The 6540-nt window shown below is 73.6% G+C and carries 6 protein-coding genes; 2 read left to right on the top strand and 4 right to left on the bottom strand.

Annotated features, from left to right (window positions below; all coding sequences use genetic code 11):
* Positions 1 to 218: 218 nt before the first annotated feature.
* Complete coding sequence (locus ABZS58_RS50740) at positions 219 to 1022, top strand: cytochrome c biogenesis CcdA family protein (protein WP_354791997.1); 804 nt, start codon at positions 219 to 221, stop codon at positions 1020 to 1022.
* Positions 1023 to 1196: 174 nt separating this feature from the next.
* Here ABZS58_RS50740 and ABZS58_RS50745 read toward each other — a convergent pair whose 3' ends face one another.
* From ABZS58_RS50745 to ABZS58_RS50760, 4 genes are read right to left on the bottom strand one after another with little or no spacing between them, the layout of a single operon-like run.
* Positions 1197 to 1754 carry a vitamin K epoxide reductase family protein gene (locus ABZS58_RS50745; RefSeq protein WP_354791999.1) on the bottom strand — a complete coding sequence of 186 codons (558 nt, stop codon included), beginning with the start codon at positions 1752 to 1754 and terminating at the stop codon, positions 1197 to 1199.
* Positions 1754 to 2521: a thioredoxin domain-containing protein gene (locus tag ABZS58_RS50750; protein ID WP_354792000.1), complete on the bottom strand. Its 768-nt coding sequence runs from the start codon at positions 2519 to 2521 to the stop codon at positions 1754 to 1756. Before ABZS58_RS50750 ends, ABZS58_RS50745 begins: the two co-directional genes overlap by 1 nt.
* A complete protein-coding gene (locus ABZS58_RS50755) occupies positions 2518 to 4548 on the bottom strand; it encodes a cytochrome c oxidase assembly protein (protein ID WP_354792004.1) in 2031 nt (676 codons plus the stop codon). Before ABZS58_RS50755 ends, ABZS58_RS50750 begins: the two co-directional genes overlap by 4 nt.
* A 52-nt stretch (positions 4549 to 4600) precedes the next feature.
* Positions 4601 to 5314, bottom strand: coding sequence for a copper resistance CopC family protein (locus ABZS58_RS50760; RefSeq protein WP_354792001.1), 714 nt, complete (start codon positions 5312 to 5314; stop codon positions 4601 to 4603).
* A 239-nt stretch (positions 5315 to 5553) separates the two neighbouring features.
* On the opposite strand from ABZS58_RS50760, the gene ABZS58_RS50765 reads away from it, so the two are divergent.
* Positions 5554 to 6444, top strand: a complete 891-nt coding sequence (locus ABZS58_RS50765) for a cation diffusion facilitator family transporter (RefSeq protein ID WP_354792003.1) — start codon at positions 5554 to 5556, stop codon at positions 6442 to 6444.
* The last annotated feature ends 96 nt before the right edge of the window (positions 6445 to 6540 follow it).

Here is a 6540-nt window from a genome sequence, read left to right on the forward strand (position 1 = left end):
GTGGCTGTGTCGGTGTCGTCCGTGCTGATGGAAAGAACGCTACTAGGCGGGATCGTAGTAACGAATCCCCGAATCGTGCCACCGCCACGCGGCCGGATCGGACGACGGCGACGGCGACGGTGTGCGAGTTCACGGCGGCGAAGCAGATTCGCCCTCCTACTATGGCGGATAGGAGATGCTGGTACCGTGGTGGCTCGCGTCTGAGCAGGGAGCGTCCGGTGGGAGACTTCTTCGCGGGGGTCGCCGCGGGCGGCCCCCTGCTGGCGGGTATGGCCGTGGCGCTGCTGGCGGGCCTGGTGAGCTTCCTGTCGCCGTGCGTGCTGCCGCTCGTGCCCGGCTACCTGTCCTACGTCACCGGCCTCGCCGCCACCACGCTGCAGGGCCCGCACCCCGCGCCGCCCGAGCGCGCGGCAGGGGGTGCGGTGGCCGCTGCGCCGGCGGCCGGGCGTGGGCGCATGCTCGCCGGTGCGTGCCTGTTCATCGCGGGGTTCACCGTGGTGTTCCTGCTGACCGGGGTGACGTTCGCGCAGGCCGGTCGCCTGCTGTGGCAGCATGCCCGGACGGTCGAGGTCGTCGCGGGGTCGCTGACCGTCGTGCTGGGTCTGGCGTTCATCGGCCTGCTGCCCCGGATGCCCGGCGAACGCCGGGTCCGGTTCCTCCCCCGCGCCGGGCTGGCCGGTGCCCCCGTCCTCGGGGCGACGTTCGGGCTCGGCTGGGTGCCGTGCGTGAGCCCGACCCTCGGCGCGGTGCTGTCCCTCGCCGCCGTGGACGCGACGGTCGGCCGGGGGCTGCTGCTCGCCGCGGCGTACTGCGCCGGGCTCGGTCTGCCGTTCCTCGCCGTCGCGGTCGGCATGCGGCGCGGGCTGGCCTTCATCACCGCGACCCGCCCCTACCGCCGCGCCGTCAACGTCGCCGGCGGCGTGATGCTGATGGCGGTCGGTCTCGCGCTGCTGACCGGCGCCTGGACCGACTTCGTCGGCTGGCTGCGAACGACCGTCGGACCCGGCGTCATCGGCATCTGACGGGACGGCCCGGGTCCGGCGAGGTCCCGGGACGCTGCCACGCGGCGCGGGCCCCTGAGCGAGGCGGGACCCGCGCCGCGTCAAGCCGGGTCAACAGCGACCCACACCAAAGGTCCCCGGCTCGTGCCCGATACTACTATCGCGCCTAGTAGTTCGTCGAGGGATCGCCGGCGCTCACAGCAGGGTCCTCCAGAAGTCCCAGAACTCCACGCCGATCAACGCGACCAGGACGAGGAGCCAGGCGGTGAGGATCGTGCTGTGGAACCGCGCGACCGCGTCCACGATCGGCCGTCCGCCGAGGTTGTGCAGCGTCACGTACCAGAAGACGGCGATCGTCACGACCCAGACGCCCATGCAGTACGGGCACAGGGCGCCGATGCGGTACACGCTCTGCACGAACAGCCAGTGCACGAACACCACGCCGAGGACGGCGCCCGCCTGCAGCCCGAGCCACCACCAGCGGGGCAGCAGGGCTCCGGCGAGGACGGCGACGCCGGTGGTGGCGACGACGGTGAACCCGACCAGGCCGAGCAGCGGGTTGGGGAACCCGAACACGTCGGCCTGGTCGCTGGTCATGATGGAGCCGCAGGACAGGATCGGGTTGATGCTGCACGTCGGCCGGTACGCCGGGTCCTGCAGCAGCCGGATCTTCTCGACGGTGAGCACGAACGCGGCGACGAGCCCGAGCGTGCCCGCGACGGTGAGCAGCCACCCGAGCCTGCGGACGGGCATCAGCTGCCGGCCGCGAGGGCGTCGTCGACGGCCTTCTTCAGGTTGGCGTACGTGGGGGAGGCCTGCAGCTGCCTGCCGTTGAGGAAGAACGTCGGGGTGCCCTGCACGCCGAGGTCGGTGCCGTCGGCCTTGTCGCGGTTGACGCGGGCGACGGTGTCGGGGGCGGTCACGTCGGCGCGGTAGCGGGTCATGTCGAGGCCGAGCTGCTCGGCGTAGCCGGCGAACGTGTCCGCGTGCGAGGTCCGCGCCTCGCCCCATTCCTTCTGGGTGTCGAACAGCTTGGTGTACATGGCCTCGAACCTGTCCTGCCGCGCCGCGGCCTCGGCCGCCTGGGCGGCGTTCTGGGCGTTGGTGTGGCCGGGCAGCGGGAAGTACCGCACCACGTAGGTGATCTTCCCGGCGTACTCCTTGCGGAGCCGCTCGACCGACGGGTAGGCGGCGCCGCAGGACTCGCACTCGAAGTCCAGGAACTCCACCAGGGTGACCAGCTCGCCGGCGGCCACGTCGAGGCGGTGGCTGTCCGCACGGACGAGCCGCGGGTCGGTCGCGCCGGCGGGCGGCTCGGCCTCGCTGCCGGTGCCGTCGACGACGAGGAACGTGCCGAGGGCGATCACGGCGGCGACCACGAGGGTGACGGTCAGCATCAGGTTGCCGTTCTGCCACCACCTGCGCGCCGGTCCGCGGGCCGGTCCGCGGGCCGGGCTGGTCCGTCGGGGTGGTGCGGTGAACGTCTGCCGCGTGGTGCGGGGCTTGGCCTTCTTGGTCATCGGCGGGAGGCTCCCTCGTCGGTGGCGTCTTCGGTGGTACGGCGTGCTTCGCCGGCCCAGGCGGCCAGCTGGCGGTTGTAGGCGGCGAGGGCGTGGTCCTCGCCGGCGGCCTCGGCCCGGTCGATGGCCCGGTCGACGCGTCGCGCCTCGCGCTGGTCGGTGCGCCACCACTGGGTGAGCAGGATGATCGCGACAAGAGCGGTCGGCAGTTCCCCGAACGACCAGGCGATGCCGCCGCCGAGCCGTTGATCCTGCAGCGGCGAATCACCCCACGGCCGGGCGAGGGCGGTGTACCAGTCGGCGGCGAGCACGGTCGTGGACTGCTGCACCGCGAGCCCGAAGATGGCGTGCAGGGCCATCGCCGCGAACAGCAGCAGCATCCGCAGCGGGTACGGTGCGGGACGGCGGCCCGGGTCGACGCCGATCAGGACCTGGAAGAACAGGTATCCGGCGATCAGGAAGTGCGCCTGCATGGCCAGGTGCGCGGCGTGGGAGCGCAGCGCGAGCTCGAACAGGCCGGTGAAGTACAGCCCGTACAGGCTGCCGACGTAGACCGCGAGCGCGACCAGCGGATGGCTCAGCAGGACGGCGGGCCGGCTGTGCAGGCCGGCGGTCAACCACTCCCGCGGCCCCGGCCAGTCCGATGAACGGCTGGGACGCAGGGCCCGCAGGGCAAGGGTGACGGGTGCGCCGAGGACGAGCAGGATCGGGGCGAGCATGCTCAACGCCATGTGCACCACCATGTGCGCGCTGAACAGCACCGGCGCGTAGCGGGCCAGGCCGGAGCTGGTCACGACGACCACCACCGCCCAGCCGGCCGTCCACACGACCAGGCGGTGCACCGGCCAGGCGACGCCACGGCGCCGCAGCCGCCACCAGCCCGCCAAGTAGCCGCCGACCGCGACGACTGCGACCGTCACGGCGAGGGGTTCGACGAGCCACTGCGTCAGCAGCCCGCCGACGGACAGCGGGCCGGGCATCGGGAAGCCCAGCAGGGTCTGCGCGAGGGTCTCCTCGCCGCTGTCACCGGTGGGTGGTGGCGTGCGGGACAGCGCGACCGCGAGCCCGAACGCCGCGGCGAGGACGGCCACCTCGACGACGGCGATCCGCCGGAACGTCCCGGGCCGGCCGTCGGCCAGGGCCGGGACGCTGACCCGCCGGTGCCACGCGGCGAGGCACACGACGACCACGACAGCGGCGACCTTGATGGCGATGAGCCGTCCGTACGTGCTGCTCCACAGCTCGGCCGGATGTTGCAGGCGGGTCGTGGCGTTGAGGGTTCCGGCGGCGACGACGAGCGGCAGGCACCAGGTGGCGAGGACGGAGAACCTGCGCACCGCCCGGTGCCGGTCGGCGGTGCCGCGATGGCGGAGGAGGAGCAGCGCGGTGAGCCCGCCGAGCCAGGCGGCCGCGGCGACGCTGTGCAGGACCAGCGACGACACGGCGAGCTGGTGGCTGCCCGACGAGGCCGCGTGCCCGGCGAACGCCGGCGCCGCGAGCCCCGCCACGGCCACCGCGGCCAGGGGGACCACCGTGCGCACTTCGAGGGCGGACCGGGCGACGACCGCGATCACCGCCGCGGCGGCCGCGCTCACCAGCATCGCCCGGCCCTGCACGAGGTCGAGCAGGAAACTCACCGTCGCCCGTCCACGCAGGACGTCGGCGGCCGGCGCGGCGAGGAGGTCCGACACGGTGAACACGGCGAGCGCGGCGACCGCCACCAGCCATCCCGCGGCAGCGAGGGACGCCAGCCGGGTCGCGTGGAATCCCGCCGGGGACAGCGACATCCGGCGGCCCCGCTCGGTCCGTTCGCGGCCGACCGGTGCGAGGCAAGCGGCGGCGAGCAGCAGGCCCAGCGTCGCCGCCGCGCTCACATCGGCCAGCACCCGGGCGATCGGCAGTCCCCACGCCGTCACCGGCCCGGCCACCCTCAGCCCCGGCAGCGCCGTCGCGTCGGTGCCCCCGCCGGCGTACACCGCACCAGCCGCCGCGATGATGCCGGCCGCGACCGGCACCGCGACCGGCACACGCCGCCCCGTCCGCCGCGCAACCTCCGGATCGGTCGTCACCCCCACCAGGTCACTCCGGTCGCCGGTCCGCGGTGCGTCCGGCCCGCCGGGCGCCGGCGACGGCCGGATCGCCCGGTGGATCGCAATAGCGGCGCCGCGGCCAGAAGGCGAGGGCCGCGGCGATCGCGATGAGACCGACGAGCAGCCCGGCGACGAACGCGACGCCCCACGGCTGGACCGGCTCCTCCTCCGCCGCGGCGGCCGGAGACGTGGCGCCGCCCGGAGACGTGGCGGCAGCGGTCGTGGGTGCGGGCGCGGTGGCGCTGGTCCGGGCCTGCGCCGGGGACGGGGACGGGCCGCCGGCAGCCGGCGACGCGGCCGGGACGGTGGTCACCGTGAAGGTGATCCTGCCCTGGACCGGGTGCCCGTCGGCGGAGACGACGCGGTACGTGACGCTGACCGCACCGGCCGCGGTCGCCGTCCGCAAGGGCTGGGTGAGGGTGGTCCCGGCGCCGGTCGGGGCGCCCGCTACCAGGTCGGCACCCGCGGCGTCGACCACCACCACCTGCGCCATGGCGGCGTTCGGTGCCTCGCGGAACGTCATCGTGATCGCCGGCGGGCCGGTGGGCAGGGCGGCGCCGTCGGCCGGGGTGCTGCTGAGCAGCGCGTTGTGCGCCCAGGCGGGCGAAGCCGTCGTGGCCAGGGCCGTGACGACGCCCGCCAGCGTCAGCGCCGCGCCCGCCCGCCACCGGATCCGCCGTCGCGTCCGCGTGTCCGACCTCACCGCACCCGTTCCTTCCCCTGGCATGACTCCTACGTCACGTAGTCGTTCGCCGTGACACGAAAGTTCCCGCCGTGGGCAACCCGGCCGCTCCTGGACATCACTACGAAGAAACATAGTAGTCAGTGGTCCGGATGGCGGTCGAACGACCCTTGACGCACTGTCGTCGACACATATTAGTATGCGTATGTGAACATGTATTTCGGGTTGGCGATCTGATGGGCCACGGACACGACCACTCTGTGACGGCGACCGGCCGGCACCGGGCCGCGCTCGCCGGTGCGCTCGCCGTCTCGGTGGCGATCTTCGCCGTCGAGGTCGTCGGCGCGCTGGTCACGGGCAGCCTCGCGCTGCTCGCCGACGCCGGTCACGTCCTCGCCGACGCGGGCGGGGTGGCCCTGGCCCTCAGTGCGACGCTGCTCGCCGCCCGCCCGGCGACGGGCCGCCGCACGTTCGGGTGGGCGCGCGCGGAGATCCTCGCGGCCGCGGTCAACGGCCTGGTCCTCGCCGGGATGGGGGTCTACGTGTCCGTCGAGGGCGTGCGCCGGCTGTTCGAGCCGTCCGCGGTCGAACCCGGCGGCATGGCGCTGTTCGGGGTCATCGGCCTGGCCGGCAACCTTGTCGGTGTCGCGCTGCTGTGGCGGGCCCGCGACGCCGGTCTCAACATGCGCGGCGCGTTCCTCGAGGTCGCCACCGACACCGTGACCTCGGTCGGTGTCCTCGCCGCGGCCGCCGTGATCGCGACGACCGGGTTCACCCGCGCCGACGCGATCGTGTCGGTGCTGATCGGTCTCGTCATCGCCCCGCGCGCGGTCCGGCTGCTGCGCGAGGCGGTGAACGTGCTCCTGGAGGCGACCCCGTCCGGCATCGACCTGGACCTGATCCGCCGGCACATCGTCGAGCTCGACCACGTCCTGGGCGTGCACGACCTGCACGTGCACACCGTCACCTCCGGCCTGCCGGTGCTGAGTGCCCACGTCGTCGTGCGCGACGGGTGCTTCCAGGACGGGCACGCCCCGCAGCTGCTCGACGCGCTCCAGTCGTGCCTGGCCGGCCACTTCGACGTGGCCCACTCGACGTTCCAGTTGGAGCCGGCCGGCCATGCCGACCACGAACACCTCACCCACCCGTGACGGCGCCCGGGCGGTGGCACGATTCGGGGATTCAGGACTACGAGGCTGGCTAGTAGTCTCCTCGACATCAGGCAGAACGCCGAGCAGGACAAACTT

The sequence above is a fragment of the Dactylosporangium sp. NPDC005555 genome, from assembly GCF_040605635.1.
Taxonomy (GTDB): Bacteria; Actinomycetota; Actinomycetes; order Mycobacteriales; family Micromonosporaceae; genus Dactylosporangium.